17 protein-coding genes are annotated in these 19970 nt (G+C 56.4%); 9 read left to right on the top strand and 8 right to left on the bottom strand.

All coding sequences use genetic code 11. The annotated features are described in order from the left end of the window. Window positions 1-110: 110 nt before the first annotated feature. On the bottom strand, window positions 111-2423 hold the full coding sequence (gene parC, locus LVJ78_RS01535; protein WP_132954830.1) for a DNA topoisomerase IV subunit A: 2313 nt from the start codon (window positions 2421-2423) through the stop codon (window positions 111-113). Between the two features lie 266 nt (window positions 2424-2689). Further along, complete coding sequence (locus LVJ78_RS01530) at window positions 2690-5578, bottom strand: Rne/Rng family ribonuclease (RefSeq protein ID WP_207894343.1); 2889 nt, start codon at window positions 5576-5578, stop codon at window positions 2690-2692. Window positions 5579-6167: 589 nt separating this feature from the next. Between LVJ78_RS01530 and LVJ78_RS01525 the strand changes: the two genes are divergently transcribed. The 6 genes from LVJ78_RS01525 (at window position 6168) to LVJ78_RS01500 (ending at window position 11572) form a co-directional block, all read left to right on the top strand. Next, the gene (locus LVJ78_RS01525; RefSeq protein ID WP_132954831.1) at window positions 6168-7196 is read left to right on the top strand and encodes an RluA family pseudouridine synthase; all 1029 of its coding nucleotides are present in this window, start codon (window positions 6168-6170) and stop codon (window positions 7194-7196) included. Window positions 7197-7420: 224 nt separating this feature from the next. Continuing rightward, window positions 7421-8173 carry an IS5 family transposase gene (locus LVJ78_RS01520; RefSeq protein WP_244802559.1) on the top strand — a complete coding sequence of 251 codons (753 nt, stop codon included), beginning with the start codon at window positions 7421-7423 and terminating at the stop codon, window positions 8171-8173. Window positions 8174-8223: 50 nt separating this feature from the next. Continuing rightward, window positions 8224-8613, top strand: coding sequence for a DUF2846 domain-containing protein (locus LVJ78_RS01515; protein ID WP_243650334.1), 390 nt, complete (start codon window positions 8224-8226; stop codon window positions 8611-8613). A gap of 92 nt (window positions 8614-8705) precedes the next feature. Beyond that, on the top strand, window positions 8706-9356 hold the full coding sequence (locus tag LVJ78_RS01510) for an HAD-IA family hydrolase (protein WP_132953542.1): 651 nt from the start codon (window positions 8706-8708) through the stop codon (window positions 9354-9356). Window positions 9357-9427: 71 nt separating this feature from the next. Further along, window positions 9428-10420, top strand: coding sequence for a S49 family peptidase (locus LVJ78_RS01505; RefSeq protein ID WP_132953543.1), 993 nt, complete (start codon window positions 9428-9430; stop codon window positions 10418-10420). A gap of 141 nt (window positions 10421-10561) precedes the next feature. Beyond that, window positions 10562-11572, top strand: a complete 1011-nt coding sequence (locus LVJ78_RS01500) for a quinone-dependent dihydroorotate dehydrogenase (protein ID WP_132953544.1) — start codon at window positions 10562-10564, stop codon at window positions 11570-11572. Between the two features lie 72 nt (window positions 11573-11644). On the opposite strand, the gene rnhB is transcribed toward LVJ78_RS01500, so the two are convergent. Both rnhB and lpxB read right to left on the bottom strand, forming a co-directional pair. Then, window positions 11645-12235: a ribonuclease HII gene (rnhB, locus tag LVJ78_RS01495; RefSeq protein WP_132953545.1), complete on the bottom strand. Its 591-nt coding sequence runs from the start codon at window positions 12233-12235 to the stop codon at window positions 11645-11647. Between the two features lie 327 nt (window positions 12236-12562). After that, window positions 12563-13744, bottom strand: coding sequence for a lipid-A-disaccharide synthase (lpxB, locus tag LVJ78_RS01490; RefSeq protein WP_132953546.1), 1182 nt, complete (start codon window positions 13742-13744; stop codon window positions 12563-12565). Between the two features lie 223 nt (window positions 13745-13967). On the opposite strand from lpxB, the gene aldA reads away from it, so the two are divergent. From aldA to LVJ78_RS01475, 3 genes are all read left to right on the top strand, one after another. Further along, the gene (aldA, locus tag LVJ78_RS01485) at window positions 13968-15410 is read left to right on the top strand and encodes an aldehyde dehydrogenase (RefSeq protein ID WP_132953547.1); all 1443 of its coding nucleotides are present in this window, start codon (window positions 13968-13970) and stop codon (window positions 15408-15410) included. Window positions 15411-15626: 216 nt separating this feature from the next. Then, the gene (locus LVJ78_RS01480; protein ID WP_165870905.1) at window positions 15627-16049 is read left to right on the top strand and encodes a copper resistance protein NlpE; all 423 of its coding nucleotides are present in this window, start codon (window positions 15627-15629) and stop codon (window positions 16047-16049) included. Between the two features lie 11 nt (window positions 16050-16060). Further along, a complete protein-coding gene (locus LVJ78_RS01475) occupies window positions 16061-16639 on the top strand; it encodes a DJ-1/PfpI family protein (protein ID WP_132953549.1) in 579 nt (192 codons plus the stop codon). Window positions 16640-16997: 358 nt separating this feature from the next. Here the strand turns inward: LVJ78_RS01475 and lpxA are convergent, their stop codons facing one another. The 4 genes from lpxA to LVJ78_RS01455 form a co-directional block, all read right to left on the bottom strand. Continuing rightward, on the bottom strand, window positions 16998-17774 hold the full coding sequence (gene lpxA / locus LVJ78_RS01470) for an acyl-ACP--UDP-N-acetylglucosamine O-acyltransferase (protein WP_132953550.1): 777 nt from the start codon (window positions 17772-17774) through the stop codon (window positions 16998-17000). 87 nt (window positions 17775-17861) lie between these two features. Beyond that, window positions 17862-18317, bottom strand: a complete 456-nt coding sequence (gene fabZ, locus LVJ78_RS01465; RefSeq protein WP_132953551.1) for a 3-hydroxyacyl-ACP dehydratase FabZ — start codon at window positions 18315-18317, stop codon at window positions 17862-17864. A gap of 4 nt (window positions 18318-18321) precedes the next feature. Then, window positions 18322-19365 (bottom strand): UDP-3-O-(3-hydroxymyristoyl)glucosamine N-acyltransferase, encoded by a 1044-nt coding sequence (lpxD, locus tag LVJ78_RS01460; RefSeq protein WP_132953552.1) that lies wholly within the window; start codon window positions 19363-19365, stop codon window positions 18322-18324. 59 nt (window positions 19366-19424) lie between these two features. Beyond that, a complete protein-coding gene (locus tag LVJ78_RS01455; protein WP_132953553.1) occupies window positions 19425-19937 on the bottom strand; it encodes an OmpH/Skp family outer membrane protein in 513 nt (170 codons plus the stop codon). Window positions 19938-19970 lie beyond the last annotated feature (33 nt).

The following is a 19970-nucleotide window of genomic DNA, read 5'->3' as shown; positions in this document are numbered from 1 at the left end:
AGTTTATCTGCACTACTTTGCCCGGCCACATTGCTTTTTCGCGTTATGGCCGTGTTTTTATCTTATTTTTCGGATGCAATATGACATATAACATCGTACATGTTTTTTAACTATTCCGCATCCGTGCCGCCAATGGCTTTCAGACGGCCTGATATCTCCAGCAAGCGCCCTTTGCGGCCGCGCTTGTTTTCAATATCCTGAATACGCAGACGCTCGCATCGAGCCGCGCCGCGCTTGCCCACGCTCTCCACCATAAATTCAGGCGTGCTCACCACGGCGATGTGCGCCAATTTTTCATCTTCACCCAAATTCATCAGCTGCAAGCCGCGCCCTTTGGCCATCACTTTGAGCTCGCCCAATGCAAATGCCAGCAAGCGGTTGGCGCTGGAAGCCAACACCACTTTACAATCGGGGTTGATCAACGACACCGTAAACACCGCTTGCGGCGGCAGCACTTTTTCGCCGGCTTCCAGCGAAATCATCACTTTGCCGGCCTTCACGCGCCCCACCATATCGGCCAGTTTGGCAATAAAGCCGTAGCCGCCGCTGTTGCTCAATAAATAATGCTGCTCGGGCAGGCCGCTGATCATGGCCGCCACTTCGGCGCCGTTTTGCAGCTCGACCAGCGAGCCCACCGGCACGCCGTCGCCGCGCCCGCCGGGGATTTCGGCGGCATCCAAGGTGTAGGTGCGGCCGAGCGAATCGAGCACCACCACCGGCCACACGCTGCGCCCTTCGAGCACCTGCTTCAAGCCGTCGCCTTCTTTAAATGCGGTTTGGCTCAAATCGAGGCCATGGCCGATGCGGCTGCGTATCCAACCTTTTTTCGACAAAATCAGCGTAATCGGCTCATCGGCGGTGGTGTGCGTGAGCGTGGCGCGGCTGGCTTCCTGCACCAAGGTGCGGCGCGCATCGCCAAACTGCTTCAAATCGGCCTGCATCTCTTTAATAACAAGCTTGCGTTTTTCGCCTTCATCGCCCAACAAAAGATTCAGACGGCCTTCTTCTTCGCGCAATTCGTTTAATTCTTTTTCCAGCTTGAAGCCCTCGAGGCGGGCAAGCTGACGCAGGCGGATTTCGAGAATGTCTTCCGCTTGGATTTCGGTGAGGTCGAAAGCCGCCATCAATTCGGGCTTGGGCTCGTCGGCCTCGCGAATCACACGAATCACTTCATCAATGTGCAAAAAAGCAATCATGCGGCCGTCGAGAATATGAATGCGTTTTTCCACCTGGCCAAGGCGGAATTTCAGACGGCGCGTGACCGTAATCACGCGGAAATCGAGCCATTCCTGCAAAATGGTTTTCAGATTTTTCTGCGCCGGGCGGTTGTCCAGCCCCATCATCACCAAATTCATCGACACATTGCCCTCAAGGCTGGTTTGCGCCATCAAAGTGTTTATGAAGTTTTCCGGCTCGATGCGGCTCGATTTCGGCTCAAACACAAGCCGCACGGGCGATTGGCTGTCGCTCTCATCGCGCACTTTTTCGATTAAGTCAAGCATCAGCTTTTTGGTGTTGAGCTGATCTTGGTTGAGCTGCTTTTTACCCGCTTTGGGCTTGGGATTGGTTTGCTCTTCGATTTCGGCCAGAATTTTCTGCGCGCTGGTATTGGGCGGCAATTCACCCACCACCACACGCCACTGGCCGCGCGCCAGTTTTTCGATTTCATAGCGCGCCCTCACACGCACGCTGCCTTTGCCGCATTCGTAAATATGCTGCAAATCGGCAGCCGGCGTGATGATTTGACCGCCGCCGGCAAAATCGGGCGCCGGCACATAAGCCATCAAATCGGCAATCGTCATGGCCGGTTTTTTCAGCAACGCTATCGCCGCCTGGGTGACTTCGGTGAGATTGTGCGACGGAATTTCGGTGGCCATGCCCACGGCAATGCCCGATGCGCCGTTGAGCAACACCATCGGCAGCCGCGCCGGCAAGTGCAGCGGCTCTTCGAATGCGCCATCGTAATTGGGCACGAAATCTACCGTGCCCATATTGATTTCAGACAACAGCAATTCGGCAATCGGCGTGAGCCGCGCTTCGGTGTAGCGCATCGCTGCGGCGCCATCGCCATCGCGCGAGCCGAAGTTGCCGATGCCGTCGATCAGCGGATAGCGCAAGGTAAAATCCTGCGCCATACGCACCATCGCATCGTAAGCGGAAGCATCGCCGTGCGGGTGGTATTTGCCGAGAATCTCGCCCACCACGCGCGCCGACTTCACCGGCTTGGCACCGGGCGTGAGGCCCATGTCTTTCATGGCATATAAAATGCGCCGCTGCACCGGCTTTTGGCCGTCTGAAACATCAGGCAGCGCGCGCCCTTTTACCACGCTCATGGCGTATTCGAGATAGGCGCGCTCGGCATATTGGCCGAGCAGCAGATAATCGTCGCCGGTGGCGGCGGGCAAATGGGCAGCTTCGTTCATTACCACTCTGGAAATCACATAATATTGGGATGCTATTGTAAAGCAATTTGGCTGATTTGGCTTGGGCAGCGTCACCAAACCCTGCCGCACCGCACGCCTGCTTTACCCGCCGCCGCAAAGGCCGTCTGAACAATATCGCAAAGCCGTGAAACATCATGGCGCGAAGCCCGCCTGCCGCCTTTTTTCCACAAGCCGCAGCGGGTTTTTCTGCAACAAAAAGCCCGGCTGCAAAGCAACCGGGCTTGATTTTTCCGCAAACTATTTGGTTAGCGGCGGGTTTCTACCTGCACCAGCGGCATATCCGGCGCGGCATCTGCCGCCGCTTTGGGCAAATCGGCGCGGCGCAATGCCGGCTCTGCTTCAGGCTGCGGTGCAGCGGCAGCGGCGGCCAACGCTTCCACGCGGGTTTGCACCAGCACCAAACCACCCAAATCGAAGCCTGCAAAATCAGCACGCACCGCCACCGCGGCTTCCGGCTGCGCCACGGCAACCGGTGCTACCGGCACGGCATCTTCATCCACAGCAGCCACCGGCGCTTGCTCAAACAGCTGCGCCACCGCCTGCTTCACTTGGGCGGCTGCATCACTGACCATCACTTGCTCATCTGCCGCAACAGGCGCTGCTTGGGCGGGTGCTTCATCAGCTTCAATCGCAAACAGCAAAGGCGTGGCGGCATCAATCTGCACGGTTTCCTGCACCGCTTCGGGCTGAGCCACGGCAGCGGCAGGCACAGACACGGCCACCGGCGCTTCAACCGCTTCACCAAACACATGCGCCACGGCATTGCGCACCTTGTCACCGGCCTCGTCAATCATCAGATATTGTTCGATTTTGGCGGCAGAGGGAATATTGCGTTTTTTACCGTTGTTGCGACGCTCGCGCTGATTGCGGTTGCGCTCCTGGCTGTTGCGCTCGTTGCTGCGGCTGCGCTTGTTGTCGGCCTGCGTATCGCTATCGGCTGCCTGCGCTTCCACGGCAACCGGCGCGGCAACAGCTTCTTCTGCCACAGCCGCCAAGCTTACCACTTCGGCTTGAGCAACGGCCTCGGCTTCGTGGCGGCGCTCGTTTTGATTGCGGTTGCGCTCGTTGTTGCGGCGGCGGTTTTGCGCGGGTTCGCGCGGCTCGCTGTCGCGCGGTGTGGCAGCGGCTTCGGCCGGCACAGGATTGCGGCGCTCTTGCTCTGCCGGCTGGTTATTGGCGCGATTGTTGCGCTCGCGGTTGGCATTGTCGCCCTGATTGCGGCGATTGCGGTTGTTGCGGTTGTCGTTATTGCGCGCTTCGCCGTTGCGCTCGGCGCTTGCTTCTTTGGCTCTGGGCGCTTTGTTTTCGGCTTTTTCCACCTCGCCATCGGTGCGTTTATTATGGCTATTGCTGTTGCGGCGCGGCGCTTGGCGGCGGTTGGCATTGCGGCGGTTTTGCTGGTTTTGCTGGCCGCTGCGCTCGGCTTTTTTCGGCTCGGCCTCGGGCGCGGATTCCGCAGCAAAGAGCTTGCCGAACCATGCTTTGATGCCGTCCCACCAGCCGGCCGGCTGCTCGGGCGCTACAATCGGCGCAGGTTGGGTGTGCTTCACGCCTTTCACCGCCGGCTCGGGGCGGGCGGCCTTGGCTTTTTCGCTGCCGAAGGGCACGTTGTCGTCTTTTTCCGGCTCGATTACGCGCTGATAGCTCGGCGCAGCATCTTCATCCACATCATCGGTGCGCACGCGGCTGATTTCGTAATGCGGGTTTTCGAGATGGGTGTTGGGAATCAGAAACACCGACACATCCAGGCGCTCTTCAAGGCCGAACAATTCGGCGCGTTTTTCGTTGAGCAGGAAGGTGGCCACATCCACCGGCACTTGCGCGTGCACTTCGCCGGTGTTGTCTTTCATCGCTTCTTCCTGAATGATGCGCAACACATGCAGCGCAGTTGATTCAATGCCGCGAATCACGCCGGTGCCGGCGCAGCGCGGGCAGGCCACATGGCTGCTTTCACCCAACGCGGGTTTGAGGCGCTGGCGGCTCAATTCGAGCAGGCCGAAGCGGGAAAGCTTGCCCATTTGCACGCGGGCGCGGTCTTTTTTGAGCGCATCGCGCAAAGTGTTTTCCACATCGCGCTGGTGCTTGGGGTTTTCCATATCGATAAAGTCGATCACCACCAAGCCGCCCAAGTCGCGCAAACGCATTTGGCGCGCCACTTCTTCAGCCGCTTCCATATTGGTTTTGAAGGCGGTGTCTTCAATATCGGCACCGCGCGTGGCACGGGCGGAGTTGACATCCACCGACACCAGCGCTTCGGTGTGGTCGATTACAATCGCGCCGCCCGAGGGCAGGCTCACGCTGCGCGAAAACGCGCTCTCGATTTGGTGCTCGATTTGGAAACGGGAAAACAGCGGCGTGTGGTCGTCATAAAGCTTCAGACGGCCTACGTTATTAGGCATCACATAGCTCATAAACTCGGATACCTGCTCATACACCTCTTGATTATCCACCAGAATTTCGCCGATATCGGGGCGGAAATAATCGCGCACGGCGCGAATCAGAAGCGAGCTTTCCATAAACAAAAGGTAAGGCTCGTGATGCGCATTGCCGGCTTCTTCGATGGCTTGCCACAATTGCAGCAGATAGTTGAAATCCCATTGCAGCTCTTCCACGCTGCGGCCGATGCCGGCGGTGCGGGCAATCAGGCTCATGCCGCGCGGCACTTCCAATTCGGCCATCGCGGCTTTGAGCTCTTGGCGCTCTTCGCCCTCGATGCGGCGCGACACGCCGCCGCCGCGCGGATTGTTGGGCATCAGCACCAAATAGCGGCCGGCCAGGCTGATAAAGGTGGTGAGCGCCGCGCCTTTGTTGCCGCGCTCGTCTTTTTCCACCTGCACAATCACTTCCATGCCCTCTTTGAGCACGTCTTGAATGCGGGCGCGACCGCCGTCGTAATCTTGGAAATAAGCGCGCGACACTTCCTTAAACGGCAAAAAGCCGTGCCGGTCGGTGCCGTAATCTACGAAACACGCTTCCAGCGACGGCTCGATACGGGTAATCACGCCTTTATAGATATTGCCTTTGCGCTGCTCTTTGCCCAGCGTTTCGATATCGAGATCTAAAAGGCTTTGCCCGTCGACAATCGCCACGCGCAGCTCTTCGGCCTGCGTGGCGTTAAATAACATTCGTTTCATGTAAACAACCTCGTTATTGCACTCACGAGGCGTGTAATCAGTTTTCGACACTCATTAAGCCGCCAATGGTCAGGCCGCGCGGATAATGCGGCGTGTGGGGCATCTTTACGGATTCAAGAAGGTTGGAAATAAAGAGCGGGCATGCAGCATGGCGCGAAACACAGGCAACGGCGGCATTTTCCCGCTTGATGTTGCCCGATATGGATTCACGCCATGCTGAACGCCTGAGCGGCCGCGCTGCCCGAGGCGCGCGCGGCCGCCCGAAAATCGGAGCCGTGTCTTCTTATCATCGTTCGGCGGCATTCCTGCCCGAGCGCTGCGCCTGCGGCGTCTTACAGCCGGACAAACACCTGCCGAAAAGGTCAAACTTAACTACCTCTCTGCCCGCCGGCTTCAGCAGGGCAAAGGAATTGCTTTATGGAGTGCGTTTTTAATATAAAATATTTCTATTCACAATTTGCGCCTGAGCCGGATTCGCTCCGCCTGCGCGCACGGTTTTCTGCCGGCCGCCATCGTTTTCAGACGGCCTCAAGGCTGAATTGATATACTGCGCCTTTACACGGAAAACCGTTTTCGGATTATAGAGAAAATGCCGACAATTAGCAAAGACTTGGTCAATCATTTGAATATCACCGAAGCCGATGCCGGCCAGCGGCTCGACAACTATCTCATCAAGGTTTTGAAAGGCGTGCCCAAAAGCCATATCCAGCGCATCATCCGCGCCGGCGAAGTGCGGCTCAACAAAAAGCGCTGCAAAGGCACCGACCGCTTGGCCGAGGGCGATGTGCTGCGCATTCCGCCGATACGCATTGCCGAAAAGCAAAGGCCGTCTGAAAGCAGCGCTGCGCCCGCGCGCGAATTTGAGATTGTGTATGAAGACGATGCCATGCTGGTAATCAACAAGCCGGCCGGCGTGGCGGTGCACGGCGGCAGCGGCATCAGCTTCGGCGTGATCGAGCAAATCCGCCGCGCCCGCCCCGAAGCGCGTTATCTCGAATTGGTGCACCGCCTCGATAAAGACACCAGCGGCTTATTAATGATTGCAAAAAAACGCAGCGCGCTGGTGAAGCTGCACGAAGCCATCCGCAACGACCACCCGAAAAAAATCTATCTGGCGCTGGGCGTGGGCAAATTCGCGCAAGATAAAGTCCATGTGAAGCTGCCGCTCTATAAATACACCGGCGCGCAAGGCGAAAAAATGGTGCGCGTGAGCGAAGAGGGCCAATCGGCGCACACTATTTTCCGTGTGTTGCAGCGCTTTTCCGGCCCGCTACTGCACCAAATCGGCCTTTCCGATTTAACTTATATTGAAGCCACGCTCAAAACCGGCCGCACCCACCAAATCCGCGTGCACATGCAATCGCAGGCCTGCCCGATTGCCGGCGACGAGCGCTACGGCGATTATCAGGCCAACAAGCGCCTGCAAAAAATCGGCTTGAAACGCATGTTCTTACACGCCGCCGAATTGCATTTAAGCCATCCGCTCACCGATGAGCCGTTGAAATTGGTTGCACCGTTGCCGCAGGAATTGGCGCAGATGATGGCCATGTTGGAAAACAGCCAATCAAAACCTACTGAACTGCAAACGGATTCCCTACTGAAAAAAATAATACATTAGCATTGCCCTAATTGCATGATTAACGTAAACTCACGTATGATTACCAAATCATACATCTCAAACAATTATCTTTGGAAAACATGATGAATTTTAAAAATTTGGCTTTGGTCGCATCTACTCTTTCATTAGGGCGTCCTGACAATTACTTGTCATAAAAATAATCAGATAAAAGAAAGGCAGATAAGTTAAAATTTTTGTCGCCAAACAAAACATACTTATCTGCCATGCCTCGAACACTACTCAAAGATGAATACTGGTCAAAGCTGTTAAACATTCTGCTCGATTTAGGCGTTTACCACAAGAAAAATCTGCGCCTCAAAATAGAAGGCATACTTTACCGCATCAGAACCGGCATACCGTGGGAAGACATCCCGCCGTTTTTCGGTAAAGGCAATTCCCTGTTGCGCCTCTTCCATAGATGGTCGGAGAAAGGGATTTTTCAAAGCATACTCAATGCCTTGACCGAATTCCCCGATATGGAATGGGTATTTATTGACGGCAGCTATGTCAAAGTCCACCAACATGCAGCGGCAACTGTTGGAGAGGCAGCCGCTGTCGGCCACAGCCGTGGTGGCAATAGCACTAAAATTCATTTGGCTGTCGATGCCTGTGGAAACCCTGTAGGTTTCAAGGTCACATCGGGAACGGTTAATGACATTACTGCGGCACCGGAATTGCTGGATAGCGTAGATTTATCCTCAACCGAAGTGCTGACTGCCGACAAAGGTTATGACTCTGACGCTTTCAGGCAGTTGCTTGCCGATATGGGCATCAGGCCGAATATTCCTTATAAAAAAGACAGGGAGCGTCTGAATGTGTGTATGGATTGGTATTTGTATAAAGCGAGGCATTTGGTAGAGAATGCCTTTGAAAAATTGAAACATTTTCGTGCGGTTGCCACCCGTTACGATCGTTTGAAAAGGCATTATGAAAGCGTAGTTGCTTTAGCTTGTATTATGCTATGGCTGCCTTTATGACAAGTAATTGTCAGGACGCCCTAGCGCTGAGCGGTTGCGCATCTGTAAATATGGCAAACCCTGAAGAATCTGCTCAAGCACAAGAATTCCGTGCGCCGGCAGAAGGCATGTCCGGTCTCTATGTGTATCGAGACAGCACTTTGGGTGGCGCGCTGAAAAAAGATATTTGGGTTGATGGCAATTGCTTGGGCGAGTCCGCTCCTCATGTGTTCTTTTTCACCCAAATTCCCAGCGGAGAGCATGAGATATCCACAGAGTCGGAATTTTCTCCCAACAAATTATTATTAACCACCGAAGCGGGCCAGAATTATTTTATCCGCCAATATATTAAATTGGGCGCATTCGTTGGCGGTGCAAATTTGGAACAAGTTTCTGAGCAACAAGGCAAAGAAGCCGTAGCAAAACTCAAAATGGCCACCAACGGCAATTGCAGCAAATAAAGTTTTTCAAATAAAACCCATCTGTTTTCACAGATGGGTTTTATAATTTCAAAATCCATATTCCCAAATCAAGGCCGTCTGAAAGGAAAATCATGCCTCCGAAACTCATTATCTTCGACTGGGACGGCACGCTCGCCGACACCACCGCACCGATTATCGCCACCATGCAGGCCGCTTTTGAAGAGCACGGATTGGATTCGCCTGCCGCCGATGAAATCCGCCCGTTTATCGGCTACAGCCTGGCGCGCATTGTCGAATCGCTCGCGCCGAATTTGGGCGAAGAAACGCGTGAAAAAATCATGCGCACTTATGCCGGCCACTATCTGAATCCCAATAATCACAATATGCGCCTGTTCGACAGCGCCCTTCCCTGCCTCGAAACGCTCAAGCAGCAAGGCTATTGGCTCGCTGTGGCCACCGGTAAAGGCCGCAGCGGGCTGGACGGCGCCATTGCGCAAACCGGCACCGCCGATTATTGGCTCGCCACCCGCTGCGCCAGCGAATGCCCATCGAAGCCCGCGCCCGATATGGTGCTGGAATTGTGTGACGCGGTGGGCTTGAGGCCGTCTGAAGCTTTGGTGGTGGGCGACACCACGTTTGACCTCGAAATGGCCGCCAATGCCCGTGCGCGCGCCGTGGCGGTGGCCACCGGTGCACACAGCGCCGCCCAATTGCAAAGCGCACCCTGCTTGGCTGTGTTAAACAATCTGAATGAATTGCCCGCTTTTTTGCGCACGCTTTAAACGCGCACCTTTCCTTTTCAGACGGCCATAAAGCGCCTACAATAAGCCGCTTATCATTTTCGGAAACCACCATGCGATACCGTATCCGCCGCGAAGGCGATTCCCTGCCGAGCGCCACCGACACCGCCGGCAACGAAGCCTGGGCGCAACACACTTTGCGCGATGTGCTGCTCGAAGCCCATAAGGAGCAGCGCCGTGCCCGCCTTTGGCGCAATATCTGGCGCGGCGTGGGCGTGTTGCTTTTCTTATCGGTGTTGGTAAACATGCGCAGCTGCGGCACGCCCACCGAAATCGCCGGCATGGGCAATCGCCACACCGCCGTTATCAACCTGAGCGGCACCATCGGCGACCCCTACACCGACCAAGTGGCGATGTTGCGCGAAGGTTTGGGCAACGCTTATGCCAACAGCAATGTGCGCGGCATCATCATCCGCGCCAACAGCCCCGGCGGCTCGCCGGTGGTATCCAACATCGCCTTTAACGAAATACGCCGTCTGAAAGCCGAGCACCAAGACATTCCGCTTTATGTGGTGGCCGAAGACATGTGCGCTTCAGGCTGCTATTACATTGCTGCAGCGGCCGATAAAATCTATGCCGACCCCTCCAGCATCGTCGGCAGCATCGGCGTGATTGGCGGCGGCTTCGATTTCACCGGCCTGATGGACAAAGTCGGCATCAAGCGCCGTCTGAAAACCGCCGGCAGCAACAAGGGCATGGGCGACCCATTCACTCCCGAAACGCCCGAGCAGCAAGCTATTTGGGAAAAAATGCTCGCCGACATCCACCAAGAATTCATCAAAGCCGTGAAGCTGGGCCGCGGTGAGCGCATCAGCGAGCAGAAAACGCCCGATATTTTCAGCGGCCGCATCTACACCGGCAACGAAGCCAAACAAGTGGGCTTGATTGATGATTACGGCAACGTCTACAGCGTGGCGCGCGATGTGATCAAAGCGCCCGAATTGGTGGACTACACCCCTGAAGACCGCCTCAGCAGCCTGCTTGGCCGCCGTTTGCGCGCCGAAGTGGAAGCCAAAGTGCAGGAAACGCTCGACAAACCTTGGTAAACGCAGCGCATCAAACGCAGGCCGTCTGAAACCTTTTCTTTTCAGACGGCCTGCGTTTCTTTTCATCTGCCGGCAACGCCGTTAGGTTATTTTTGGGGTTTGGTATAAAATCCCCCTTATTTTTTCAGACGGCCTCATCCTATGTATGCCCTGCTCCGCCCGCTGCTGTTCAAGCTCGATGCCGAACAAGCCCACCATTTCACCCTCGACGGCCTCGCGCGCGCCTACCGGCTCGGCCTGCTGCAAAAAGTGGCACACCACACCTGCCCCGCCGCCCTGATGGGCTTGAGCCTGCCCAACCCCGTCGGCCTGGCCGCCGGGCTCGATAAAAACGGCCAATACATCGACGCCTTGGCTGCGCTGGGCTTCGGGTTTATCGAAATCGGCACCGTCACCCCCAAAGCGCAAGCGGGCAACCCCAAGCCGCGCCTCTTTCGCGTGCCCGAGCACCAAGCCGTGATCAACCGCATGGGCTTCAACAATCAGGGCATCGACGCCATGATTCAGAATATCGAAAAAAGCCGCTTCAACGGCATTTTGGGCATCAACATCGGCAAAAACGCCACCACGCCCATCGAAAACGCCGCCGACGATTATTTAATTTGCCTGGAAAAAGCCTATACCCACGCCGGCTACATCACCGTGAATATTTCCTCGCCCAACACCCAAAACCTGCGCACGCTGCAAGGCGGCGATGAATTGAACGCACTCTTGAGCGCCCTGAAAAACAAACAGGCGCATCTGGCCGCCGCCCACGGCCGCTATGTGCCGCTGGCGGTGAAAATCGCCCCGGATCTCAACGAGCAGCAAGTGGCCGACATTGCCCACGCCGCCATACAAACCGAAATCGACGGCATCATCGCCACCAACACCACCATCGACAAATCCGCCCTCGGCCATCACCCGCTCGCCGGCGAGCAAGGCGGCCTGAGCGGCGCGCCCGTGCGCGAAGCCAGCAACCGCGTGCTCAAGCAGCTGCTCGCCGAGCTTGAAGGCAGGCTGCCCGTGATCGGCGTGGGCGGCATACTCAGCGGTGCAGATGCCGCCGCCAAGCTGCACATGGGCGCCGCCGCCGTGCAGGTTTACAGCGGCCTCATCTATCGCGGACCCGCGCTGGTGAAAGAATGCCTGCGCGCCTGCGCCGATGCCTAAACGCTATTGAAAAGGCCGTCTGAAACAAAAATTTCAGACGGCCTTTTGATATGGCAACGTTTTTCAAATCCATCATTCAAACAAACGCCCTTGCGCCAGCAAGTTGCGCACCGGCGCGAAATCGCATCGGTGCTCGGCCAACACGCCGAATTGCTGCAAAGCGGCCAGATGCGCGGCGGTGCCGTAGCCTTTGTGCTTATCGAAGCCGTATTGCGGATAGCGCTCGGCCAGCGCATACATTTCTGCATCACGCGCGGTTTTCGCCAGCACCGAAGCAGCGGAAATTTCAATGATTTTGCTGTCGCCCTTCACCACCGCTTCCGCCGCCACGCCCAAATCTCTCGGCACTCGGTTGCCGTCTATCCACACTTTGTGCGGCCGTACCGCCAAGCCCTGCACGGCGCGGCGCATGGCCAGCATGGTGGCGTGCAGAATATTCAATTCGGCAATTTCATCCACACCGGCCGAGGCCACGCACCAAGCCAGCGCCTGCGCCTTCACCGCCGCCGCCAGCGCATCGCGCTTTTTTTCGCTGAGCTTTTTCGAATCAGTGAGGCCGGGCAAATCGTATTGCGCCGGTAAAATCACCGCAGCGGCAAACACGCTGCCCACCAAAGGGCCGCGCCCGGCTTCATCTACACCGGCGTTGAGAAAAATGCTCATGGCGGGTTTCCTTTTTTGATTGCAGAGCGGTAAAAGTTTGAGATAAAAGTTTGATCAATGAATCGCCGGTTTCAAGCAGCAGGCCATCTGAAACGTTGGGCTTGGCAACCCAACCTACCTGTTATAGTGCGTAGTTTTGTGTCACTTTTTCTTGCATTCCACTATAGCTGCCGTAGGTGCGATTAGCTTTGTCAAAACAAAGCGTAATCGTACGCATGGCACACAAACGCCGCCTGAACCCTCTTTTTCAGACGGCATCGTTTTATTTTCCGCATTCAAGGCAAGCCAACGCAGCCGGGTTATTTTTTAGAATTGTTATGAAAGCTTTCAGACGGCCTGAACCACACCGGCCTCAGCCAACACAGCTTGCGCGGCCAGCGCGGCGGTGTCTTTTTTCAGCAAAAGGTGCAGATTGTGGAAATCCTGCTTCAAATCAGTGGTGTCTTGCGGCGATTCATACCATTCGGCCACAGCGGCGGCGAGCTTTTTCGGGGTGGCGCGGCCTTGCAGCAGCTCGGGCACGGCGCCTTTTTCGAGCAATATATTCGGCAGCCCCACATGTGGCACTTTGATTTTGCGCCTCACATAAGCATAAGTGAGCGGTGAAATTTTATAGCTGATCACCATCGGCCGCTTGCACAACGCCACTTCCAGCGTGGCGGTGCCACTGGTTACGAGCACCACATCGGCGGCGGTGCAGGCCAAATCGGCATGCGCGCTCATTAATTGCAACGGCAGGCCGCGGAATTCATCGCGCGATAATATTTCTAGCAAACGTATGCGCGTGGCGGAAGTGGCCACGGGCAGCAAAAATCGGGCGCTCGGGTAGCGTTGCAGCAACAATTTGGCGGTGCGAAAAAAAAGCGGCGCCATATAATCGATTTCGCTCACGCGGCTGCCGGGCATCAGGGTGAACACGGTTTCCCACAAATCGATTTTCATCTTCAGCCGCGCGGCTTTCTGATCGGCATCCAACGGCAGCGTTTGCGCCATCGGGTGGCCGACAAATTCGGCCTGCCCGCCCGCTTCGCGGTAAAGCGTCGCTTCCATCGGAAACAGGCACAACACTTTATTCACCTGATGCACAATGGTGTTGACCCGCTCGCGCCGCCACGCCCACACCGAAGGGCTCACATAATGCAGGGTGGCAATGCCGGCTTTTTTCAGCTTTTCGGCCACGCCCAAATTAAAATCGGGTGCATCAATGCCCACAAACACATCGGGGCGGATGCGCTTCAATTCGCGCACCAAGCCGCGGCGGATGCGCAGAATTTCGGGCAACCGCTTCACCACTTCGGCAAAGCCGCGCACGGCCAATTTTTCCTGCTCATAAAGGCTCTCTATGCCCTCTGCCAGCATGCGCGGCCCACCGATGCCGATAAAGCGGGCATTCGGGCAGCGTTGTTTGATGGCGGCCATCAGGTGGGCGCCGAGCAAATCGCCCGAAGCCTCGCCGGCACACAGCGCGATAAGGGGGCCTTGCCCGGCCGTGGTGTGGGGAGCAGTCATTTTTTTTACTTAGATGGGTTGAGCGTTTTATCCAGCCGCTCATTGTACCCAAATTCTGCGCGGCCTGCTGCCTTATGCATATTCAGACGGCCTGTGCCAATGCGCCGGCACAGGCCGTCTGAAAACCATATTTCCCAAATAGCTCAATAGCTTGCCGCACACAGCCGATGCGGTTACACTAAAAGCTGCTACACCCGATAACAAACAGAAAGCGAGCGGAGAAATGAAAAAATTAGCCATGTATATCAACGGCGCGTTTGAAACCGGCTTCACCGGCCAATGGCGCGATGTGCTCAACCCCGCCACGGAAGAAGCGATTGCACAAGAGCCCAAGGGCAGCGGCGCAGATGTGGATCGCGCCGTGGCCGCCGCTCGCGCCGCCCAACCCGCGTGGGAGCGCCTGCCTGCGGTGGAACGCGGCGCTTATCTGCGCAAAATCGCCGCCGGCATCCGCGCACGCGCCGATGCGCTCACCGACACCATTGTGGCCGAAGGCGGCAAAACCAAAGATTTGGCGCGGGTGGAAGTGATGTTTACCGCCGATTACCTCGATTATCAGGCCGAATGGGCGCGCCGCTACGAGGGTGAAATCATCCAGAGCGACCGGCCGCGCGAAAACATTTTTCTGTTTAAGCGCCCGCTGGGCGTGATTGCCGGCATTTTGCCGTGGAATTTTCCCTTTTTCCTGATTGCCCGCAAAATGGGGCCGGCGCTTTTGGCCGGCAACACCATCGTGATCAAGCCCAGCAGCATCACCCCGATAAACTGCCATATTTTCGCCGAAATCGTGCATGAAAGCGGCCTGCCCGCCGGCGTGTTCAACGTGGTTAACGGCGCGGGTGCCGAAATCGGCCAAGCGCTGGCCGCCCACCCGCAAGTGGATATGGTGAGCCTCACCGGCTCGGTGGCGGCCGGCCGTCAAGTGATGGAAGCGGCGGCGGCCAACATCACCAAAGTGTCGCTCGAATTGGGCGGCAAAGCACCGGCGATTGTGCTCAAAGATGCCGATATTGATTTGGCGGTGAAAGCCATTCTCGCCTCGCGCGTGGGCAACAGCGGCCAAATCTGCAACTGCGCCGAGCGTGTGTATGTGCACAGCAGCATCCACGCGGCCTTTGTTGAAAAAATCACCGCCGCCATGCAGGCCGTGCGCTACGGCAACCCGGCCGAAGCGGCCGAAGGCGCGCTGGAAATGGGGCCGCTGATTGAAGCGCGCGCCGTTGAGGCCGTGGCCGAGAAAGTGCAGCGCGCCGTGGCGCAAGGTGCCAACTTAGTGTGCGGCGGCAATCGTGCGCCGGGCAAAGGCTATTTCTTCGAGCCCACCGTGCTCACCAATGTCGACAACAGCATGGACATCATGCAGGAAGAAACCTTCGGCCCCGTGCTGCCCATCGCCATATTTGACACGCTCGACCAAGTGATTGCGCTGGCCAACGACAGCGCCTTCGGCCTCACCAGCTCGGTCTACACCACCAACCTCAACGAAGCTTTTTACGTCATCCGCCGCCTGCAATTCGGCGAAACCTATCTCAATCGCGAAAACTTCGAAGCCATGCAGGGCTTTCACGCCGGCTGGAAACAATCGGGCATCGGCGGTGCCGACGGCAAACACGGCCTGGAAGAATATCTGCAAACCCAAGTGGTGTATCTGGAAACCGATATTTAATCAGCCAAGGCCGTCTGAAAGCCTGCCGAATGATTCATACCAATTCAAAAAAGTAAGCTAACAAGGCGGCGAGCCGCAGACAGTACAGATAGTACGGCAAGGCGAGACAACGAAGTTAGGTTATTTTTTGGATTGGTATCAGACGGCCTGAGCGCTTCAACGCTTATATAGCGAATGAATGTCCAAACACTTTTCCAAAAGCAAAGGAAACCCACCATGAGCCGCTTCAAAACCCTCTTTTACCCGCTGGCGGCCGCTTGGGCGCTGGCCGCCTGCGCCGCACCAAGCGCGCCCACCGCCCCCGTTGCGCCCGATATGCACAACGCCCGGATTTCGCTCGATTGGGCCGGCACTTACCAAGGCACGCTGCCCTGCGCCTCGTGCAGCGGCATCCGCACCGAGCTCATCCTGCGCGACAACGGCAGCTATGATTTGCGCGAAACCTATCTGGGCAACCCGCAAACCGCATTCGAAGGGCGCGGCACCTTCAGCTGGAACCCGGCCGGCGACACCGTCACCCTCTATCGCGACGGGCGCAGCTATTTTGTGGGTGAAAACCACCTGATTGCCTTGGATGCCGATGGCCGCCGCGTAGAAGGCGCATTGGCCGAAGCCTATATCTTGCAGAAAACACATTAAGGAGCCGCACAATGAGTAAAAACATTCTGATGCTGGCCGGCGATTTTGCCGAAGACTATGAAACCATGGTGCCGTTTCAATTTTTAAGCGCCTTAGGCTACACCGTGCACGCCGTTTGCCCCGACAAACAGGCCGGCGACTATATCGCCACCGCCGTGCACGATTTCGAAGGCGAGCAAACCTATAGCGAAAAAAGAGGCCACAACTTCACCCTCAATTACGATTTTAACAAGGTCAACCCCGATGATTACATCGGCCTCGTGATTCCCGGCGGCCGCGCGCCCGAATACCTGCGCCTCAACGAGCGCGTGATTGCCATCGTGCGCGATTTCGATTCCGATGAAAAACCCATCGCCGCCGTGTGCCACGGTGCGCAACTGCTGGCCGCCGCCGGCGTGTTGCGCGGCAAAACCTGCTCCGCTTATCCGGCTTGCGCGCCCGACGTGCGCGCCGCCGGCGGCGAATATGCCGACATCGGCATCACCGAAGCCGTTACCGACGGCCACTTGATTACCGCGCCCGCCTGGCCGGCACACCCGGCTTGGCTGGCGCAATTCGCGGCCGCCTTGGGCGCAAAAATAAGCATTTGATGTAAAGGCCGTCTGAAAAAAGGTTTCAGACGGCCTTTGTTTGCCATACGTACGATTACGCTTTGTTTTCACAAAGCTAATCGTACCTACGTCCACCGTATAGTGGAATGCATAAAAAAGTGACACAGCGGGTAGGTTGGGTTGAAAACCCAACAAATCCACAAGCCGTCTGAAACGTTGGGTTTATCAACCCAACCTACGCTGTTTCAGAATGCAGTTCGTGTCACTTTTTCTTGCATTTCACTATAGGCGCACACGCCGCGCTTTTGCGGCGTAATCATGCGCATAAGTTCCACGGGTCTGTACAAAGTAAAAGGCCGTCTGAAACCTTTCAGACGGCCTGTATCACCACATCCCATCAACGGATAATCCCGCGCGAGGAAAGTGCGAAGAAATCTTTAAACACCGCCAATTCCGGTGCGGTATCGCTCATGGCCAGCACTTGTTCTTTGGCTTCATCCAGGCTCAGGCCGCTGCGGTAGATGATTTTATACACTTCTTTCACTTTGGCGATTTGCTCGGGCGCAAAGCCGTTGCGGCGCATGCCTTCGCTGTTGAGGCCGGCAGGCTCGGCGCGGTAGCCCGATGCCATGAAATAAGGCGGCACGTCTTTATGCACGCCGGCGGCAAAGGCAGTCATGGCGTAATCGCCGATATTGCAAAATTGAAACACCAGCGTGTAGCCGCCCAACACCACATAATCGCCGATGTTGACATGGCCGGCCAAGGAAGCGTTGTTGGCAAAAATGGTGTGGCTGCCCACCACGCAGTCGTGCGCCAGATGCACATAAGCCATAATCCAGTTGTCATCGCCGATGCGGGTTTCGCCCAAGCCGGTAACGGTGCCGGTGTTGAAGGTGGTGAATTCGCGGATGGTGTTGCCGTTGCCGATAATCAGGCGGGTGGGCTCGTTGCGGTATTTTTTGTCTTGCGGCTGTGCACCGAGCGAAGCGAATTGGAAAATTTTATTGTTTTCGCCGATGGTGGTGTGGCCATCTATCACGGTGTGTGGGCCGATTTCGCTGCCGGCACCGATTTGCACATTCGGGCCGATAATGGTGTAGGGGCCGACTTTAACACTGCTGTCGAGCTCGGCTTTGGCATCGATCACGGCGGTGGAATGAATAAGGCTCATGGGCGCTCCTTTATAAGGCTGCATAACAAAGATTCGAGGCCGTCTGAAAGCGCAGCGGCAGGCTGCGCTTTCAGACGGCCTGGCGCATTACAATTCAACGGCACGTTTGGCACACATGATTTCGGCTTCCACCGCCACTTGCCCGTCCACAGTGGCCACGGCTTTGAATTTGCCGATGCCGCGTTTGTTGGCCAATAATTCAACCTCAAACACCAATTGGTCGCCCGGAATCACCTGGCGCTTGAAACGGGCATTGTCGATGCCGGCAAAGAAATAGATTTCTTCGGGGTTGCGCCCGCCCTCGCTCAAAATTGCCAAAGTGCCGCAGGCTTGCGCCAGCGCTTCAATAATCAACACGCCGGGCATCACCGGAAAATCAGGAAAGTGGCCTTGGAAATGCGGCTCGTTCATGCTCACATTTTTAATGGCGGTGAGGCGTTTCATGCTTTCAAACGCAGTGATGCGGTCGAGCAGCAAAAACGGATAGCGGTGGGGAATCAGCTTTTGGATGTCTTTGGCTTCGATGGGTAATGTGATGTTCATGGGTTTAGTCCTTGTTAGATTGCAGCGTGTCGAGCTGCTGCTCCAGTTGTTTGATTTTTTTGGCCATCTCGCTCAGGTGGCGCACATGCACGGCATTGCGCGCCCATTCTTTGTGGGTTTGCAGCGGATAGCAGGTGGCGTAATGGCCGGGCTCTTTAATCGAATGGGTCACGGCGGTGCCGCCGCCTATGGTGGTTTTATCGGCAATTTCGATGTGGCCGACAAACATGGCCGCGCCGCCGATAATGCAATAAGAGCCGATTTTGGTGCTGCCCGAAATGCCGGCGCAAGCGGCAATCACGGTGTGTTCGCCGATGTGGCAGTTGTGGCCGATTTGCACCTGATTGTCGATTTTGGTGCCCTTGCCCACCACAGTATCGGCCATGGCGCCGCGATCTATCATGCTGTTGGCGCCGATTTCCACATCATCACCCAGCCTTACGCCGCCGGTTTGCGGAATTTTAAACCATGAATCGCCGGCAAAAGCCAAGCCGAAGCCGTCGGCACCGATGACGCTGCCGCCGTGGATTTCCACCCGGTCGCCCAAGGTGCAGCCGTGATAGATCACGCTGTTGGGGTGCAGCACCACTTCATCGCCCAGCACACAATCGTGCTCCACCACCGCGCCGGCAAGAATGCGGCAGCCCTCGCCGAGCACGGTGTGGCCGCCGATATACACATGCGCGCCGATTTCGCAGCCGGCCGGCACGCGCGCGGTGGCTTCAATCACGGCAGTGGGGTGCACACCGGCCACGGCTTGTTGCCGCGGCGAAAACAAGCGCGCTACTTTGGCGAAATAAAGATAAGGGTCGTCGGCCACAATCAGGTTGCGACCGAGAAATTCGGCTGCCAGCTTGGGGCTGACAATCACCGCACCGGCGCTGCTTTCGGCCACTTCGGCTTTATATTTGGGGTTGGCTAAAAAGCTGATGTGGTCGGCCGTGGCATCGGCCAGCGGCTGCACGGCGGCTACGGAAATGTCTTCGCCCTGCCATTGGCCGCCCAGCGCGGCGGTGATTTGCGATAAGGTATGGGTTTGTCGGTTCATAGGGTTGAGGCCGTCTGAATCATCAAACTGAGATGATAGATGATGGAAAGTGGCGCTTGTTATTGCGCATTGAGGGCTTTAATCACGCTGTCGGTAATGTCGAAGCGGCTGTTGACATAAATAGCATCTTGGATAATCAGGTCGTAGCCTTCTTTTTTGGCCAAATCCACAATCACGCGGTTGGCGCTTTGCTGCAAAGCGGCAAATTCTTCGTTGCGGCGCAGATTATACTCTTCGGCAAGCTTGGCCTGCTGCAGGCGGTATTGGCGCTCTATTTCGGCCAGCCGCTGCACCGCTGCATCTTGCTCGGCACCCTGCAATTTGCCCGACACCACTTGCCGGTTGGTATTCTCGGCATCGCTCAGCAGCTTTTGCAGCGCTTTTTGGCGGCCGCTGAATTCTTTTTCCAGCGATTTCTGTATGCCTTGCGCCTGCCGCGACTCCATATACACGCGCTCGGTGTTGATAAAGCCGAGCTTTTGCAGGTTGTCGGCGGCAAACGCGGAGCCGAGCAGGCCGCAGCCCAATAAAGCGGCGGCGCTCAAGCGGATAAAACGGGAAGGTTTACTCATATAGTTTGCTCTCTTATGCCTGCCCTCTTGCAG

The sequence above is a fragment of the Uruburuella suis genome, assembly GCF_022870845.1.
GTDB classification, from domain to species: Bacteria; Pseudomonadota; Gammaproteobacteria; order Burkholderiales; family Neisseriaceae; genus Neisseria; species Neisseria suis.
The sequence above is the reverse complement of the archived record's forward strand: the minus strand, read 5'-3'. Positions and strand labels throughout refer to the sequence as shown.